The following is a 14,798-nucleotide window of genomic DNA, read 5'->3' as shown; positions in this document are numbered from 1 at the left end:
GAGGGGCTAGGTCGTGTCCTGCGAGGTGGTGACACCACCTCGTCCCCTGGCGCACTCGTCCGTGCGTCCCTCTTTTCGCGTTTTGTAGGCTTAATGCGATTTGGGAGCGCTCTTTTGCGCATCAAGGTGACAAAACGCGAAAAGCTCGGCCACGCCAGTCGATCCGCATCAGGTGGAGGCTCGGGGGATGAGGGTGGGGGCGAAGATCACCGAGGTGGGGGGTGTCGCGGGGGCGGCGAGGCGGGTGAGCAGGAGGGTGGCCATCTCCGCCGCCATGTCCTCCACCGGTTGGCGGATCGTGGTGAGGCGGGGGCGGCTGGACTGGGCCGGGGCGCCGTCGTCGAAGCCGATCACCGCCACGTCGTCCGGGACCGCGCGGCCGTGGTCGCGCAGGACCGCGATCGCGCCCTGGGCCATCAGGTCGTTGGCCGCGAAGACACCGTCCAGGCCGGGGTGCTCCGCCAGCAGCGCCAGCATCGCCGCCTCACCGCCGTCCTGGGTGAAGTCACCCTCGGCCACCGGGACGCGGTGCAGGCCGTGCCGGGCCAGGGCCTCGCGGAAGCCGGTGAGGCGGTCCTGGCTGACCGGGACGCCGGCGGGGCCGGTGATCGTCGCCAGGCGCTCGCGGCCGCGGGCGAGGAGGTGGTCGGCGGCGAGCGCGGCGCCTGCGTGGTTGTCCACCTCGACGTAGCTGATCTCCACCGGCCGCACCGGGCGGCTGAAGAGCACCGCCGGAACCCCCGCGCCGGCGAGCATCGCGGGGAGCGGGTCGTGGACGTGGGTGGAGACCAGCAGCGCCCCGTCGGCGTCGCCCCGGCGCAGGCCGGTGAGCACGTCGTCGCGGGCCTCGTCGGTGTCGGCGAGCATCAGCACCGGGTGGATCCCCTCGCGGCGCAGGGAGAGCACGATGCCGCCCGCGATCCGGCCGAAGAACGGGTCGGCGAAGACTCGGCTGGTGCAGGCGTCCTCGCCGGGGCCGGAGACGACCAGCGCGACCGAGTTCGCCCTCCTGGTCGCCAGGGACCTCGCCGCGCGGTTGGGGGAGTAGCCGGTGGCCGCGACGGCCGCGCGGACCCGTTCCTGGATCTGCGGGTCCACGTTGCGGATTCCGTTGACCACGCGGGAGACCGTCGCCCGGGACACGCCCGCCGCCCTGGCAACGTCCTCCAGCGTCGGAGTGCGCTCGCTCATGTCGTCGCCCGCAGCCGGATGTCGTCGGCGGAGCGGCCGACGAGCACCTCGAAGGAGCCCGGCTCGGTCTGCCACCCGCCGTCCGCCCAGTGCGCGAACGCGCGGTCGGGGAGGTCCACGACCACGTCGGCGGTTTCGCCGGGCGATGCGGCGACCGCCGCGAACCCGGCCAGCCAGCGGACCGGGCGGACGAGTGAGCTGTCGGGGCGGGCGAGATAGACCTGAACGACCTCGCGCCCCGCGCGCTCACCGGTGTTGCGCAGCCGGACGCGCACGCGGTTTCCCGACTCTACAAGGACTTCCGAGTACTCCCACGTCGTGTAGCCGAGCCCGTGGCCGAACCAGTACGCGGGCTCCTTACCCGCGCGAAGCCACGCGCGGTGACCGATGTCCAGGCCCTCGGTGTAGTCGAGCCTGCCGCGCACGGGGGTCACCGAGTCGGCGGAGACGTCGTCGGCGGGCCAGGTGGTGGGCAACCGGCCGCCCGGCTCGGCCGCGCCGAGCAGCACATCGGCAAGGCCCGCGCCCGCTTCCTGGCCGGGCAGCCAGCTCAGCAGGATCGCGGGTGCCTCGGCCCGCCACGGCAGCAGCACCGGAGCTCCGGAGTTCACCACGACCACGGTCTTCGGGTTCGCCGCGCACACCGCTCGCACGAGGTCGTCCTGACGGCCGGGAAGAGCGAGCGACGCGCGGTCGGAGCCCTCGCTCTCCGACTCGTCCGTCGTGCCGACCACGACGACCGCGACGTCACTGGTGCGCGCGAGCTCCACCGCATCGGCGAACTCGTCGGTGCCGCGCGGCGGGTCGGCGGAGAGCACACAGGCCCGGCCCGTTCCGGGCAGGAGCTGGCGCCGAGCCACGATGTGCGCGGGCTCTCCCGCTTCGAGGGCGACGGTGGCGGTGCGCCATGCCGGGTTGAGGTGGAGGGTCGCGGGGTCGTCGGTATCGACCTCGATCACCTCGTCGACGAGCGTTTTCCCGTTGACCGCGAGGGAAACCCGGCCCCACCCGCCGAGTGAGACGGTCCAGTCGCCGGTGACGTCGGGGTGCAGGTTCGCCTGGAGCTCGACGATGTCCTCGCCGACGGCCCTGCCCGGCTCCGGCAGGCGGCCGGTGAACCGGTGCTCGGCGAGCAGCTCCGCGCCGTCCGCGCCGAGAACGCGCACCAGCAGGCCGGGCTCCCCGGTGACCGGGTGGGTCGCGTTGCCCACGCCCAACGGGGTCGGCGTCGTCGTGGTGCGGACGCCAGGGGCGTGGACCACCTCGGCGATCCCGTCGAGCGCGGTCCGCAGACCGTCCACAGGGGACACGACACCGGCGGGGTAGACCTCGGCGCTGCCACCGCCCTGGAAACGCACCGCCGCGGCGTTGGGGCCGATCACGGCGACTCTGTGCACTGTGGACGGATCGATCGGGAGGACGGAGTTGTCGTTGCGCAGCAGCACGGTGCTCGCGGCCACCGCCGAGCGCAGCAGCTCGCGGCCGTCCGCGACCGCTGCCGTCGGAGAACTCACCCGCGACGCCAGCACCCGCAGGCGGCGGATCTTCTCATCGAGAGCGGACTCCGGGACCGCGCCGGATCTGACGGCGTTGGCCAGCGCGACGCTCCACGGGCTCCGCGGGCCGGGCATCACGAGGTCCTGCGGCGCGTTCGCGGACTTCGCGACCGAGCGCACCGCTCCCCAGTCCGACACCACCACCCCGGAGAAGCCCCACTCGCCCTTCAACGGCTCTTCGAGCAACGGGTTCTCCGTCATGGTCGCGCCGTTGACGGAGTTGTAGGCCGACATCACCACCCACACGCCCGCCTCGACGGCCGCCTCGAACGGAGCCAGGTAGAGCTCGCGCAGCGTCCGCTCGTCCACGCGGGCGTCCACCGTCATCCGGTCCGTCTCGGAGTCGTTGGCCACGTAGTGCTTGGCGGTGGCCGCGACGCCGCCGGACTGCACACCCTCGATGTAGGCGACGCCGATCCGCGCGGTCAGCACCGGGTCCTCGGAGAAGCACTCGAAGTGCCGCCCGGTCAGCGGGGAGCGGTGCAGGTTGATCGTCGGCGCGAGCAGCACGTCCACGCCCTTGCGCCGGGCCTCACCCGCGAGCACCGCTCCCAGGCGCCGCACCAGGTCCTCGTCCCACGTGGCCGCGAGCGCGCTGGGGGAGGGCAGCGCCAGCGAGTGGTCGCGCTCGTCCCACCTCTCGCCGCGCACGCCAACCGGACCGTCGGAGAGCACGAGCGCGCGCAGCCCGATGTCCGGCTCGGCGTGGGTCCGCCACATGGTCTCGCCGGTCAGCAGCCGCACCTTCTGCTCAACCGTCAGGCGCGTCAGGTCCGTCCAGTCCTCGGTCACCGACCATCTCCCATCGGGTTGGAGAGCGCTCTCCGATCTTCAGGGTGCCATCGCTGTCAACCGCCGAGGCGAGCAGAACGGGGCGGCGCACGCGTTTCATCGGGATTTCAGCGCGCGTCGCTAGCTTCGCCGCAGCGTATTCAGCGCAGAAAGGGAAACAAACGTGAAGAAACCCAGACGCGCCGCGATAATCGGCGCGGCTGTCGCGACGCTTGTCGCCGGATTCCTCGGCGCGACGGCGACAACGGCGCAGGCCGATGAGGCGCAGTACTACATCCTCATCGGCGGCACCTGCGACGGTGACGCGAACGTGTACGACAACGCCTGGCTCAACGGTGGCATCCGGCGGGTCGTGCACTACCCGGCGGGCGCCGCTGGGCTGCCCAACTGCAACCAGACGCCGATGGACCAGAGCGTGGCGAAGGGCCACGAAGAGGCCAGGCGCGTCGTCAAGGCGGCCTTCGCCGAGAACCCCGGTGCCGTGTTCACCGTCGTGGGCTACTCCCAGGGCGCGCTGGTCGCGAACAAGGTGCTCAACGACATCGCCGACGGGCACCTCGGGGTGGACAAGTCCCGGTTCCGCGCGAAGCTGTTCGCCGACCCGATGCAGCCCGTCGGGCCGCCCGGACGCGGGATCAGCGCCATCGTCCCGGCCGGGATGGGCGCTCCGTCGCCGTTCGGCGGGTACGTCTCCTTCGGGCCGGGCCGAACCGACTTCGGCGGCATCCCGTACATCCGCTACTGCATCGAGACCGACGGTGTCTGCCACTTCGACACCCTGGAGGCGCCGGGCGGCTACTTCGCCCAGCACCAGTGCTACCAGTGGATCCGCCCCGGTGACCGGCGTTCCATCATGGGCGACACCCTCGCCGACGGCGTGTTCACCAACGCCTCGGTGCACCTGCCCAGGCAGAACTGCCGCCCGCCGTGGCCGACCGGCTGAGCCCCTTGAATCAGGCGAACCCCTGAACCCACTAGGTTGATCAACTGGCCGACGGCAGACTTGCCGTCGGCCAGTTGGGCCGAACGGGGTAGCTCGCGCGGATTCGGTTGAACCCCTCCGCTCGCGACCGCTATCCCGGTACCTGGTCGGGGAGGGGAGCCGAGTGGCGGTCGAGTTTCGTCTGTTCGGCGGGGTCGAGGCCCGGGTGGACGGCGAGCTCGTCGACCTCGGGCACGCCCGCAGGCAGTGCGTCCTGGTGGCGCTGCTGGTGGAGGCCAACCACCCGGTGTCGGTCGAGCAGCTGATCGACCGCGTCTGGTCCGACTGCCCGCCGAACCGGGCCCGCAACGCCCTCCACGGCTACCTGGCCCGCCTGCGCAACGCCGGCGTCGAGATCGACCGGGGGCCCGGCGGCTACCGCGTGGTCGTGGACGAGCTGTCGGTGGACCTGCACCGGTTCCGGCACCTGCTCGCCCTCGCCCGCGCCGCTGAGGACGACCGCGCCCCGGACCTCTACCAGCAGGCGCTCGGGCTGTGGCAGGGCGAGCCGTTCGCGGGCCTGGACACCCCCTGGCTGAGCACGGTCCGCGCCGCGCTGGACACCGAGCGGGAAACCGCCGAGCTCGACTACACCGACGTCCGGCTGCACCGTGGCCAGCACGCCGACCTGGTGCCCGTGCTGGCAGCCCAGGCCGAGCGGCGGCCGCTGGACGAGCGGCTGGCCGCCCAGCTGATGCTCGCGTTGTACCGCTGCGGACGCCAGGCCGAGGCCCTGAAGCACTACGAGCGCACCCGCGTGTGCCTCGCCGACGAGCTGGGCGCCGATCCCAGCCCGCCCCTGCGGCAGGTGCACCACCAGATCCTCGTGGGGGATCCGGACCTGCTCCGGCCCGCGCCGTCCACCGTCGCGCCCGTCGCGCCGCGCAGCGATCTTCCCGGCGACGTCGCCGACTTCACCGGTCGCGCCGATGAGGTGCGCCAGCTGCTCGACGCCGCGAGCGCCGGGGCGACGGTGGTGATCTCCGCGATCGACGGCATGGCCGGCATCGGCAAGACCACCCTGGCGCTGCGGGCCGCCCACCAGCTGGCCGACCGCTATCCCGACGGTCAGCTGTTCCTGAACCTGCACGGGCACACGGAGGGACGCGCGCCCGTGGAGCCCGCCACCGCGCTGGCCAGCCTGCTGCGCGCTGTCGGTGTGCCCATCGAGCAGATCCCCGACTCGGTGGAGGAGCGCGCGTCGCGGTGGCGGGCGGAGCTGGCCGACCGCGAGGTCCTGGTGGTGCTGGACAACGCCGCCGACGCCGCCCAGGTGCGGCCGCTGCTGCCCGGCGCGGCCGGGTCGCTGACCCTGGTCACCAGCAGGCGCCGCCTCGTCGACCTGGACACCGCGTGCTCGGTGTCCCTGGACCTCCTCCCACCGGCCGACGCGGTCACGCTGTTCACCCGGATCGCCGGGCAGCGGCGGGTCGCGGCCGAACCCGACGCGGTCGCCGAAGTGGCCCGGTTGTGCGGGTACCTGCCGTTGGCGCTGCGGATCGCCGCTGCCCGGCTCCGCACCCGTCCCGCCTGGTCGGTGAGCCACCTGGCGAGCAGGCTGGGTGACGAGCAGCGGCGGTTGGCCGAGCTCTCGGCGGGGGACCGCAGCGTCGCCGCCGCGTTCACGTTGTCCTACCAGCACCTCACCTCGGCCCAGCAGCGCCTGTTCCGCCTGCTGGGGCTGGTTCCCGGCCCGCACTGGGACGCCTACCTGGCCGCCGCCCTGACCGACACCTCCGTCACCGAGGCCGAAGACGGCTTGGAACAGCTCCTGGACGTGCACCTGCTCACCCAGCCCGCGCCTGGCCGCTACCAGTTCCACGACCTGCTCGGTGAGCACGCCCGCGCGGTGGCGCATCAGGAGGAGCCGGAAGCGGCCAGGAGCGCCGCTGTCGATCGGATGCTGCACTACTACTGCGTCGCGGGCGCGCACGCGGCGGAGAAGGGCTCCCCCATCGAAGGCGTCACCGACCGTCCGTTCGTGATCGCCACCGTCAGCACCGGTGTGCCGGTGTTCACCACCTACGACCAGGGGCTCGCGTGGCTGAAGACCGAGCGCCCCAACCTGCTCGCCGCCCACCAGGCCGTGCGGGACACCGAGACCAGCCTGCCACTGCGGCTGGAGCTGCTGACACTGCTGGCTTTCGCGCAGTGCCTCGGCGGGCAGAGCGCCGAGGGAGTCGACACCACCCGGCAGCTGCTGGCGCTGATCCCCACCGACGACGACGACCGCCGGATGACCGCCGCGATGCTGTGCGCCACCGTGGAACGGCTGTTCGGCTCGGCCCGGATGGCCAAGTCGGTGCTGCGCGAGGAGCTGCGCCGGTTGCCGGACCGGCACTCCGCCGAGGCGGCTCCGCTGCACCTGCGGCTCGCGGTGGAGCACGTCACAACCGGCGACGGCGCGGGGGCGGCCCTGCTGCTCGACCAGCTGGACGGCGTGGAGCTGGGCACCGGGATGGGGTTCGCCGTTGCCGTGCTGCGCGCGATGGCCACCTACCTCGCCGGGGACATCCCGTCGACGCTGACCTGGCTGGACACCGCCGACCGGCTGATGCGGGAGTTCAGTCAGGCGGAGAAGGTCACCTGGGTCGAGGCCATCGCCTGGCTGTCCTCGACGGAGCTGAAGGCGGGCAGGCTCGACAGCGGGCTGGCCCTGGTCGACCGCACGGTCGAGTACGCCAGGGCCGAGGGGCAGAACGTCGTGGTGGCGAAGGGCGTGCTGGCCTTCGTCTTCGCCGCGAAGGCGTTCGTGCTCGGCCGCAGGGGCCAGCTCGCCGAGGCGATCGCGCTGGCCGGCGAGGCCGCGGACCACGCGCGGCGGGTCGACCTGCCGGAACGGACGGCGATGGCGCTCGCCACGCGGTCACTGCTGCTGAGCTGGGCCGGTGACCACCACGGCGCGTTCCGCTGCGCGAGCGAGGCCGCGCACTTCGCCGAGTCGCGCCAGGACTGGACGTCGATCCTGGCCCGCAGCGCGCCCGGCCTGGCGCTGCTCTACTCCGGGGACCTCGACGCCGGACGGGCGAGCGTGCAGGCCGCGTGCGACGAGTACGAGATCGTGACTCGGGACGAGACGGAGATGCTCGTCCTGCTGGAGGCGCTGGCGCACGCGGACGCGGTCCGAGGCCGCTCCGCATCCGCCACGAGATGGGCCGACCGTGCCGAGCGCGTCCGGCACCCCGCTCACACGACCAACGTGGCCGTGGCGGAGCTGATCAGGGCACACTCGCTGACCGACAGCGACCCGGCCCGCTCCGCCGAGCTCGCGCTGCGCGCCGCGACGGAGTTCGGCGCCACTGGCCTGCGGTTGGAAGAGGGGCGGGCGCGGCTGCGTGCCGGGCTGAGCCTGGCCGCCGCCAGCCACCACGAGCGCGCGTGGACCGAGCTCGCGGCGGCCGCCGCGCTCTTCGACGCCTGCGGCGCGCGCGGTCTGCACGCCGAGGCCGTCGCCGCGCACGACGCACTGCGCCGCCGGGCGCCGTCCTTCAACGCCTGAGCCCTCATCGCAACGACGCCTGATTCGGCTTTGCCGAAAAGTATGACGTGTCCACAGTGGACGATGAAAGGAAAGGGGAGTACGCACTCCTTTCCACTCCCAACGTATAGCACACCGGGGGCCTTGCGGCAAGACCGGGTTTGTGCCGCAGAATCTCCGGCCGTGGCCATAACCTGCGGAAATGGGAGCAGTGGAATGCGTGTGCCGTTGACGGACACCGATGTCATCATCGTAGGCGCGGGCCCGACCGGACTGATGCTGGCCGCTGAGCTGCGCCTGGCCGGAGTGCGACCGCTGGTGCTGGAGCGGCAGCCGCGGCTCAGGGAGACCCCGAAGGCCAACGGTCTCGGCGGGCAGGTCCTGGAGCTGCTGCGCTACCGCGGCCTGCTGGACCGGCTCGAAGCAGCCTGTACCGGTCCCACCCACCCTGCTCCCCGATACCCCTTCGGCGACGTGCATGTGGACTTCTCTTCTCTGGAACAGCCCCCGTTGCGAGGGCTGACGCTCCCGCAGCCGGAGCTTGAGCGCCTGCTGGACGAGCACGCTCGCGAGCTTGGCGCCGAAGTGCGTCGCGGACAGGAGGTGGTCGGGGTCGGCCAGGGCGACACCGGGGTGACCGCCGACGTGCGCGGCCCGGACGGGCCGTACCGGGTGAGCGCCCGATACCTGGTGGGCTGCGACGGTCCGCGCAGCCGGGTCCGCGATCTGACCGGGATCCCCTTCCCCGGCACCACCTATCCCGAGGTCAACCGACTGGGCCAGGTCACGGTGCCAGACTCGGTGACCAGGCTCGACAACGGAGACCTCGACATCCCAGGGCAGGGCAGAGTCCGCGCGGGTTCCTTCACTCGGACGGACAACGGTCTCTTCGGGTGCGGGTGGCTCACCCCGGACGTCCTGATGGTCTCCACCACCGAGGACGAGTCCACCGAAGTCGACGACGACGCGCCGATGACCCTGGCCGAGCTCCAGGCCAGCATCCGTCGCGTGCTCGGCGCGGACTTCCCCTTGGGCGAACCGGTTCGGCTCTCGCGCTACCAGTTCCAGGCTCGGCAGGCGCGGCGGTACCGCGACGGGCGGATCATGTTGGCGGGCGATGCGGCTCATCTGTTCCCCGCGACGGGCGTGGGCCTCAACGCCGGCATGCTCGACGCGGTCAACCTCGCCTGGAAGCTGGCCGCCGACATCCACGGCTGGGCGCCGGACGACCTGCTGGAGACCTATCACGAGGAACGCCACCTCGCCGGGGCGCGGACGATGCTCCACACCCAAGCCCAGGTGGCACTGCGGCGCGGAGACGACGCAGCCGCCCAAGCACTCCGGGAGGTCTTCCTGGAACTGCTCGTCGACGAGCAGCCACTGCGCCGCATAGGCGCACTCATCGCGGGCGCCGACATCCGCTACCCGCTACCCAACCCCAACCACCACGCCTTGACCGGTACCTTCGCACCCGACCTCACCCTGCACACCGACCAGGGCACGACCAGCGTCGCGGAACTCCTGCGCTCCGCGCGGCCCGTCCTCCTCGACCTCGCCGATCGCCCGGATCTCCGCGAAGTCGCACGGGATTGGCGGCATCGCGTCGACATCCACACCGCCACAACCGACCACCGGCCAGCCGACGCCGTCCTGATCCGCCCGGACGCCCACATCGCCTGGGCCGCGACCGTCGACGAACCCGCCGACACCGCCGCGCTCGCGCTGCGAGACGCGCTCTCCGGCTGGTTCGGCGCACCCCTGAAAACGACGGTGCCCATCCCGTGAGCTGTCAGTTGCCCTGCGCCAGCAGGGCCGCGACCGGCAGGGTCGCCGCGCCCACCGCGACCGCGTCCGGCCCGAGCTCGCACAGTTCGATCGCGACCTGGTCGTGGGGGTGGCGGAGGGCGTGGGTCTGCGCCGCCGCGCGGATCCGCGGCAGCAGCTCGGTGCCGAGCGCGAGGCCGGCCCACCCGCCGAGCACGATGCGCTCGGGGTTGAACAGGTTGATCAGGTTCGCGATGCCGGCGCCCAGGTAGCCGACCGTCTCCTCCAGCACCGTGTCGGCGGTCCTGGACTTGCCAGCGGCCTGGAGCAGCGCGCCCAGCGCGGCGCGCTCGTCGTCTCCTGGTGCCGCGCGCCCACCTCGGGCCTTGCGGTAGCGGTCGAGGATTCCGGCCGCGCCGACGTAGGCCTCAAGGCAGCCCAGCGCGCCGCATCGGCACTGCCTGCCGCCGTAGGAGATCGTGGTGTGGCCCCATTCGCCCGCGCTGCTGGTGGAGCCGCGGTAGGTGCTGCCGTCGGTGATGATCGCCGCGCCGACACCGGAGCCGATCAGCGCTATCACCGCGTGCCTGGCCCCGCGTCCCGCGCCGAACCACATCTCCGCGACGCCTTGCGTCTTGGCGCCGTTGTCGAAGTACAGCGGCAGGCCGATCCCGTTGGCCCGCAACAGCTTCTCCAGCTCGACAGCATTCCAGCCGATGGTGGGGGCGTGCACCCTGGGGGTGGGGCCGTGCTCGACCGTGCCGGGAACGCCGACCCCGACGCCCAGCACCGCGGCCTCGTCGACGGCCGCCTCGGCGAGGACCCCGCGCAGCCCCTCCGCGACCAGCTCGGCCACCCGCTCCGGGTCGGACCCGCCAGCGGACAGCGGGTGGTCGACCGTGGCCAGGCGGGTCATGCCCAGGTCGAACAGCTCCACCTTCACACCGGTCTCGCCGACGTCGACGCCCACCACGGTGCCGTAGCCGGGGTCCACCCGCAGCAGCACCCTCGGCCGCCCGCCGTCGGACTCCACCTGCCCGGCCTCCACCAGCAGCCGTTCCTCGACCATCTCCCCGGTCACCTTGCTGACCGTGGCCGCGCTCAGCCCGGTCAGCCTGCTCAGCTCGAAGCGGCTCAGCGGCCCGCCGAGGTAGAGCGTGGACAGCAGGGCGGAGCGGTTCTGGCGGCGCAGGTCGCGCACCGTGGCGCGCTTGGGTTCCATGCGCACAGTCTGCCCACTCCCGGTGCCCGCGAGTTACTTCACAGCTAAAAATTAGCCTAACTTCGTAACCTGGACGTGATTGACGTGAACTGCGTCACCGGGGTTGACTCGCCCGGAACGACCCAGTCGCGCTCCGCCGCCGCGTGAGGGGTTTCCCGCACCACAGGAGGAAATCCATGCGAGTCAGACGTTCGGTGGCGCTCCTGGCCGCGTCCGTGGTGGCGCTGACGGGGCTCACCGCGTGCGGTGGCGGAACCGGGCAGCAGGCCAACACCGCGGGCGTGCTCAACGTCGGGATGCCCAACGGTCCGCAGTCGGAGAACCACAACCCGTTCCTGACCTCCTCGGCCGCCAGCTCGCTCGGCTACCGCTGGATGGTCTACGAGCCGCTGGTGATGACCAACGCGATCAACCCGGTGGAGTTCGGCAAGCCGTGGCTGGCCACCGCGTGGGAGTGGTCGGAGAACTACCGCAAGGTGGTGATCACCGTGCGGGACAACGTCTCCTGGTCCGACGGCACACCGCTGACCGCGGCCGACGTCGCCTTCACCTACGGCCTGCTGAAGAAGACCCCCGCGCTCAACATCAACGCGATCCCGTTCGGGGAGATCACCCGGGACGGGAACAAGGTGACGCTGACGTTCCCGGTCTCGCAGTTCGTCAACCAGGTCGACATCCTCAGCTCGATCGTGGTCCCCGAGCACCAGTGGTCGCGGATGGCCGACCCCGCGACCGACCCCGTCAAGAACCCGGTCGGCTCCGGCCCGTACGCGCTGAAGACCTTCACGCCGCAGACGGTCACACTGACCGTGCGCGACAAGTACTGGCAGGAGCTGCCCAAGGTCAAGGAGCTGCGCTACACCTCCTACAACGACAACAACGCGCAGACCACCGCGCTGGTCAACGGCCAGTCGGAGTGGGCGTTCACCTTCATCCCGAACTACCAGGCCGTCTACACCAGCAAGGACCCGGAGCACAACAAGCTCTGGTTCCCGCCGACGATGGCGGTGCACGGCCTGTTCATCAACACCGAGCGCAAGCCCTTCGACAACCCCGCGCTGCGCCGTGCGATGAGCAAGGTCGTCAACCGCGACGACATCTTCCACCAGGGCGAGGCGGGGTACTTCTACCCGAAGCTGGAGAACGTCTCCGCGATCCCCACACCCGCCGGTGACCAGTTCATCGCCGAGGAGTTCAAGGGCAGGAACTACGTCATCGACGTGGCCGCGGCGAAGAAGGAGCTGCTGGACGCGGGCTTCGGCTACTCGGGCGCGAACCTGCTCGACCCCACCGGCAAGCCGGTCACGCTGACCCTGTCCAACCCGGCGGGCTGGTCGGACTACATCACCGACCTGGAGATCATCAAGGACAACCTGGCCACCATCGGCATCCAGGCCAGGGTGGAGAAGGCCAACCAGGACGCGTGGACCACGGCGTTCGACGCGGGGCAGTTCGAGGCGTCGATGCACTGGACCAACCCCGGCGCGACCCCGTACGACCTCTACCAGAGCATGATGGACGGCGCGCTGTACAAGCCGGTCGGCAGCGCGGGGGTGAACGGGAACTGGGGCCGCTTCCGCAACGCGCAGGCGACCGAGGCCCTCGCGACCTACGCCAACGCGGCCGACGACGCCTCCCGCAAGGCCGCGATGAACACCTTGCAGCGCATCATGGTCGAGCAGATGCCCGTGATCGCGACCTCGGCGGCCAACGCGGGCGCGGAGTACGTGACGCGCCGCTGGGTGGGCTGGCCGGACCCGGCCAACCCCTACGCCCCGCCGCAGCCGACGCTGCTCACCGCCCTTGACGTCGTGCTGCACCTGCGGCCGGCGGGATGAGCCCCGGCGACACGGTGCTGGAGGCCGTCGGGCTCACCAAGCACTTCCCCGTGCGCGGCGGGCTCCTGCGGGCGCGACGCCACCTCCACGCGGTGGACGACGTGAACGTGGTGCTGCGCCGAGGACACGTCACGGCCATGGTCGGAGAGTCCGGTTCGGGCAAGTCGACCGTGGCGCGGCTGCTCGCACAGCTCCACCCGCGCACCAGTGGTGAGATCCGGTTGCACGGCGAGCCGGTCTCCGTCCGGAGTGGACGGTCGTTCCGGGCGTACTGCCGCCGGGTGCAGATGGTGTTCCAGGACCCGTTCGCGTCGCTGAACCCGGTGCACACCATCAGGTACCACCTCACACGGGCGCTGAGGATCCACGGCCGGATGGGCAAGGACGACACCGCGCTGGAGGAGCTGCTCGCCCGCGTGCAGCTCTCCCCGGCGAGCCGGTACCTCGACAAGTTCCCGCACGAGCTCTCCGGTGGCCAGCGGCAGCGCGTCGCCATCGCGCGGGCGCTGGCCGCCGACCCGGAGGCGCTGCTCGCGGACGAGCCGGTGTCCATGTTGGACGTCTCGATCCGGCTCGGCGTGCTGAACCTGTTGCGGGACTTGAAGGACCGGCTCGACCTGGCGATTCTCTACATCACCCATGACATCGCGTCGGCGCGCTACTTCGCCGACGAGGTGCTGGTGATGTACGCGGGCCAGGTCGTCGAGGGCGGCGACAGCGAGACGGTGACGCAGAACGCCGCGCACCCGTACACCAGGCTGTTGATCGCCTCGGCTCCCGACCCCGACCGGATCGCGGGGAAGGCGGCGCGCGAGGAGGAGGTCAAGGGGGAGCCGCCGAGCCTGATCGATCCGCCGCCGGGCTGCCGGTTCCACCCGCGTTGTCCGTTGGCCATGCCGCGCTGCCGCACCCAGGCCCCGCCGCGGCTGCCGGTCGGTGACCAGGACGGCCACTGGGCGGCGTGCTGGCTCTACGCCGCCGAGGGGGCCGGATGAGCTACCTGCTGAAGCGGCTCGGCTTCTACGCGTTCACCGCCTGGGCCGCCATCACCATCAACTTCTTCATCCCCAGGGTGATCCCCGGCGACCCGGTGATGTCACTGATCTCCAGGGCGCAGGGGCAGCTGAGCACGGACGCCGTCCAGTCGTTGTACGTCCTCTTCGGACTGGACAGCCAGCGCGGCCTGGTCGAGCAGTACTTCGACTACTGGGGCCAGCTGCTGCGCGGCGACCTCGGGTCGTCGTTCCTGTTCTTCCCGACGCCGGTGTCCACTGTGATCGGTGACGCCCTGCCGTGGACGCTCGCCCTGGTCGGCGTCACCACGGTGGTCAGCTTCCTGCTCGGCACCGGACTCGGGGTGCTCGCGGGATGGCGGCGCGGCACGTGGGTGGACGCCGTGCTGCCGGTCACCACGTTCCTGTCCTCGGTCCCCTACTTCTGGCTCGGGCTGATCGCGATCACGCTGTTCGCCGGGCCCGGCGGGCTGTTCCCGTCCTCGGGCGGCTTCGACCCCGGCGTGGTGCCAGGATGGGATCTGTCCTTCGTGGGCAGTGCCGTCCAGCACAGCCTGCTGCCCGCCGCGACGATCCTGCTGTCGTCGATGAGCAGCTGGATCCTGAGCATGCGCAACATGATGGTGACGGTCTCCGCCGAGGACTACATCACCGTCGCGCACGCCAAGGGGCTGTCGGAGCGGCGGGTGATGGTGACCTACGCGGCGCGCAACGCCTTGCTGCCCAACGTCTCCGCGCTCGCGCTCTCGCTCGGGCTGATCGTCGGAGGGACCCTGCTCGTGGAGATCGTCTTCTCCTATCCCGGCCTCGGCTTCCTGTTGTTCCAGGCGGTCGGCGCCAAGGACTACCCGCTGATGCAGGGCATCTTCCTGGTGATCACGTTGTCCGTGCTGGTCGCGAACATGCTCGCCGACGCGGCGTACCTGCTGCTCGACCCGCGCACCAGGAAGGAGGGCTGAGCC

At 71.5% G+C, this 14,798-nt stretch carries 9 protein-coding genes; 6 read left to right on the top strand and 3 right to left on the bottom strand.

Annotated elements, in window-relative coordinates; genetic code table 11:
- Positions 1 to 168 precede the first annotated feature (168 nt).
- Both ACFFQA_RS04300 and ACFFQA_RS04295 read right to left on the bottom strand, forming a co-directional pair.
- Positions 169 to 1,191, bottom strand: a complete 1,023-nt coding sequence (locus ACFFQA_RS04300; RefSeq protein WP_377850287.1) for a LacI family DNA-binding transcriptional regulator — start codon at positions 1,189 to 1,191, stop codon at positions 169 to 171.
- A complete protein-coding gene (locus ACFFQA_RS04295; protein WP_377850286.1) occupies positions 1,188 to 3,539 on the bottom strand; it encodes a glycoside hydrolase family 3 C-terminal domain-containing protein in 2,352 nt (783 codons plus the stop codon). The genes ACFFQA_RS04300 and ACFFQA_RS04295 overlap by 4 nt, the downstream gene beginning before the upstream one ends.
- 163 nt (positions 3,540 to 3,702) lie before the next feature.
- Here ACFFQA_RS04295 and ACFFQA_RS04290 point away from each other — a divergent pair, with 163 nt between their 5' ends.
- The 3 genes from ACFFQA_RS04290 (at position 3,703) to ACFFQA_RS04280 (ending at position 9,784) form a co-directional block, all read left to right on the top strand.
- Complete coding sequence (locus ACFFQA_RS04290; protein ID WP_377850285.1) at positions 3,703 to 4,482, top strand: PE-PPE domain-containing protein; 780 nt, start codon at positions 3,703 to 3,705, stop codon at positions 4,480 to 4,482.
- A gap of 163 nt (positions 4,483 to 4,645) precedes the next feature.
- Positions 4,646 to 8,020 carry an AfsR/SARP family transcriptional regulator gene (locus tag ACFFQA_RS04285; RefSeq protein ID WP_377850284.1) on the top strand — a complete coding sequence of 1,125 codons (3,375 nt, stop codon included), beginning with the start codon at positions 4,646 to 4,648 and terminating at the stop codon, positions 8,018 to 8,020.
- A 195-nt stretch (positions 8,021 to 8,215) separates the two neighbouring features.
- Complete coding sequence (locus ACFFQA_RS04280; protein WP_377850283.1) at positions 8,216 to 9,784, top strand: FAD-dependent monooxygenase; 1,569 nt, start codon at positions 8,216 to 8,218, stop codon at positions 9,782 to 9,784.
- 4 nt (positions 9,785 to 9,788) lie between these two features.
- Here ACFFQA_RS04280 and ACFFQA_RS04275 read toward each other — a convergent pair whose 3' ends face one another.
- Complete coding sequence (locus ACFFQA_RS04275; protein ID WP_377850282.1) at positions 9,789 to 10,985, bottom strand: ROK family protein; 1,197 nt, start codon at positions 10,983 to 10,985, stop codon at positions 9,789 to 9,791.
- Between the two features lie 176 nt (positions 10,986 to 11,161).
- On the opposite strand from ACFFQA_RS04275, the gene ACFFQA_RS04270 reads away from it, so the two are divergent.
- The 3 genes from ACFFQA_RS04270 to ACFFQA_RS04260 are packed head-to-tail and all read left to right on the top strand — an operon-like array spanning position 11,162 to position 14,795.
- Positions 11,162 to 12,823, top strand: a complete 1,662-nt coding sequence (locus ACFFQA_RS04270; protein WP_377850281.1) for an ABC transporter substrate-binding protein — start codon at positions 11,162 to 11,164, stop codon at positions 12,821 to 12,823.
- Entirely contained in the window at positions 12,820 to 13,818 is a 999-nt protein-coding gene (locus tag ACFFQA_RS04265; protein ID WP_377850280.1) for an ABC transporter ATP-binding protein, read from the top strand. Before ACFFQA_RS04270 ends, ACFFQA_RS04265 begins: the two co-directional genes overlap by 4 nt.
- Complete coding sequence (locus ACFFQA_RS04260; protein ID WP_377850279.1) at positions 13,815 to 14,795, top strand: ABC transporter permease; 981 nt, start codon at positions 13,815 to 13,817, stop codon at positions 14,793 to 14,795. Before ACFFQA_RS04265 ends, ACFFQA_RS04260 begins: the two co-directional genes overlap by 4 nt.
- Positions 14,796 to 14,798 lie beyond the last annotated feature (3 nt).

The organism is Allokutzneria oryzae, from assembly GCF_042429765.1.
In the GTDB taxonomy this organism is placed as follows: Bacteria; Actinomycetota; Actinomycetes; order Mycobacteriales; family Pseudonocardiaceae; genus Allokutzneria; species Allokutzneria oryzae.
Note: the sequence above shows the minus strand (reverse complement) of the source record. Positions and strands in the feature narration are given on the sequence as shown.

Coding starts and splice junctions, on each gene's coding strand:
- ACFFQA_RS04300 (WP_377850287.1), bottom strand. CDS start 1,191: ATGAGCGAGCGCACTCCGACGCTGGAGGACGTTGCCAGGGCGGCGGGC.
- ACFFQA_RS04280 (WP_377850283.1), top strand. CDS start 8,216: ATGCGTGTGCCGTTGACGGACACCGATGTCATCATCGTAGGCGCGGGC.
- ACFFQA_RS04275 (WP_377850282.1), bottom strand. CDS start 10,985: ATGGAACCCAAGCGCGCCACGGTGCGCGACCTGCGCCGCCAGAACCGC.
- ACFFQA_RS04270 (WP_377850281.1), top strand. CDS start 11,162: ATGCGAGTCAGACGTTCGGTGGCGCTCCTGGCCGCGTCCGTGGTGGCG.
- ACFFQA_RS04265 (WP_377850280.1), top strand. CDS start 12,820: ATGAGCCCCGGCGACACGGTGCTGGAGGCCGTCGGGCTCACCAAGCAC.
- ACFFQA_RS04260 (WP_377850279.1), top strand. CDS start 13,815: ATGAGCTACCTGCTGAAGCGGCTCGGCTTCTACGCGTTCACCGCCTGG.